We start from the raw sequence: 1,696 nt of genomic DNA, 5'->3' as shown, positions 1-1,696 counted from the left end.
GGCCCTTCGCACGCTGCCGGCAGTTGCGTTCCTGCTTCTGATTTCTGCGGCACACGCCAACGTCTTCGTCGAGGATCGCCGCGAGCAGCGCGAAGCAGCGCTGCCGCCGTTGCGCTCCGTCGGCGTGCTGCACCACGCGGGCATCGGCGCCGGAGGCACCGCCTTTCTCGTGAGCAGCTGCCACATCGCCACCGCCTACCATGTGGCCTTCATGCGAGGCCGCGACCCGCGCACGGGAGAAGTCGAGATCGGCCTGCCGCGCGTGAGCCAGTCCGCGGAATTTCTCGTGGGGCCGGACGCAAAGGTTCCGGGAAAGTTCGCAGCAAGAACGCGCGCCACCGTAGCCGCTTTCGGTCGTTTCTCGAAGTCGGACTTCAAAGGCATGGCCGGCGACTGGGCGATCCTGCGGCTGGACGCCTGCCTCGGGAGGAAGTACGGATACCTCAAGTACGCACGGCCCGAGCAGGACAGTCCGATGCCGGCGGGAACGCTGATGGCGATCGGCTTCCCCGCATCACGCGCGGGTCGCCCGGGGATCACCGTGGAGACCGGCTGCAAGGCCCGCGATCACGGGCCGGTGGCCGGACTGGTGGGTGTGGACTGCGCCTTCGAGAGCGGCATGTCCGGCGGCCCCGTGCTGGAACGGCAGGCCGACGGCGCGTGGCGGGTGGTCGGGCTGATCCAGCAGTCGATGGCGCCGGTCGACGGGGTCCTGCCCGAATACTCGATGACCCACCGCAACCAGATCGTCTACATCACCGCGTTTCGCAAGGCGATCGACGACGCGCTGCGGGCAGACGCCAGGAGGCTGCTGGAAGAGCGCGCGAAGTGACCGGCGTCGCGGCGCGCGATGCCGGCAGGTGCGGACTGCGCGAGAGCTGCCGCGAAATCAGTTGAGGCCGCAGGCGCCTGGCCCGTCGGGGTGACCGCAGCTGCCGCACGGCCCGGCGTGGGTGTGGACGTGACCACCCCCGGTGCTCGATCCGTGGGCCGAAAACACCGACAGTTTCTTCTCGAGCTCGGTCGAGTGACAGCTCGGGCAATCGGGAACGGTTCCGTTGCGGACCAGCTTCTCGAATTCGTGTCCGCACTTGCTGCAAGCGTATTCGTAGATCGGCATGATGAACTCCCTCGTGTGAGCGCATTGTAAACCCGGGCTGCACGGCGCAACCGCCGGGCCCGATGCGGGATTCGTTCCCGCGCAGCCTACAGGCACGCGGCCAGTTCGCGCGTCAGCTGTGCGGCGGGGATCTCCCGGCAGCCGCTCGCGTTCTGGCCCGACCACAGCGGCGAGAAGTCGGTGCTGCCGCGACCTTCTGCGGCAGCGCGCAGCGGTGCAATCGCATTGGTGGCCAGGGGGAAGTCCGGAGCCGCGGCGCTCATCGGTCCCAGCTCGCGCATCAAGCGGTTGACGATGCCGCGCGCCGGGCGACCGCTGAAGAGGTTGGTGAGGGCGGTATGGCGGACCGCCTCGCCCTTCAACGCCGCGCGGTGCAGCGGGCTCGTGGTCGCTTCGGGACACAACAGGTACGCGGTGCCGACCTGGACGCCGGCGGCCCCCAGCTTGAGCGCCGCCGTCACCCCTTGCGCATCGGCGATGCCGCCGGCGGCGATCACCGGAGTCCTGACCGCTTTCACCACCTGCGGCAGCAGCGCGAACGTGCCCATCTGCGTCGTCAGATCGTCGGACAGGAAC

Annotated in this window: 3 protein-coding genes; 1 reads left to right on the top strand and 2 read right to left on the bottom strand. The window is 69.0% G+C overall.

Annotated elements, in window-relative coordinates; translation table 11 throughout:
* Positions 1–832, top strand: an 832-nt coding sequence (locus JNK68_17185) for a trypsin-like peptidase domain-containing protein (GenBank protein MBL8542077.1), incomplete at its 5' end; no start/stop codon positions are given.
* A gap of 57 nt (positions 833–889) precedes the next feature.
* Here JNK68_17185 and JNK68_17180 read toward each other — a convergent pair.
* A complete protein-coding gene (locus JNK68_17180) occupies positions 890–1,120 on the bottom strand; it encodes a zinc ribbon domain-containing protein (protein ID MBL8542076.1) in 231 nt (76 codons plus the stop codon).
* A gap of 86 nt (positions 1,121–1,206) precedes the next feature.
* Positions 1,207–1,696: DUF561 domain-containing protein (locus JNK68_17175; protein ID MBL8542075.1), on the bottom strand; the 490-nt coding region annotated here is incomplete at its 5' end.

This window comes from Betaproteobacteria bacterium (genome assembly GCA_016791345.1).
GTDB lineage: Bacteria > Pseudomonadota > Gammaproteobacteria > Burkholderiales > JAEUMW01 > JAEUMW01.
The sequence above is the reverse complement of the archived record's forward strand: the minus strand, read 5'-3'. Positions and strand labels throughout refer to the sequence as shown.

Coding starts and splice junctions, on each gene's coding strand:
- JNK68_17180 (MBL8542076.1), bottom strand. CDS start 1,120: ATGCCGATCTACGAATACGCTTGCAGCAAGTGCGGACACGAATTCGAG.